Origin of the sequence: Psychrobacter sp. 16-MNA-CIBAN-0192, from assembly GCF_040309565.1 — a bacterium.
GTDB lineage: Bacteria > Pseudomonadota > Gammaproteobacteria > Pseudomonadales > Moraxellaceae > Psychrobacter.
On record NZ_JBEOOX010000380.1, the window covers coordinates 1 to 262 of the forward strand.

Below are 262 nucleotides of genomic sequence, written 5' to 3' on the forward strand. Positions count from 1 at the left end.
CCTTGCTTGTTCAGCCAGGCGACGGTGGCAGGCGAGGCCTGGCTCAAGGGAATGGAAGCCTGTTGCATGCTGCCGTCCCAGCCTTCCATGGTGATCCACAGTTCGGCGTCGGGCGGGGTACGTTCTGGAATAGGCAAGCCAGCGCCCATGCGGTATGGGGTGCCGAAGAAAATTACCCCGGCGGCCCGCAGGCTGCGCGGCTTGCCGATACGCAAGTAGGTGGCCTTGACCTGATCGCCGCAGGTGGCGCATAGGGCTGCGT

1 protein-coding gene is annotated in these 262 nt (G+C 64.5%); it reads right to left on the minus strand.

The window, feature by feature from the left end; all coding sequences use genetic code 11:
• Positions 1-215: PA2404 family protein (locus tag AAEY78_RS13665; protein WP_352339884.1), on the minus strand; the 215-nt coding region annotated here is incomplete at its 3' end.
• Positions 216-262 lie beyond the last annotated feature (47 nt).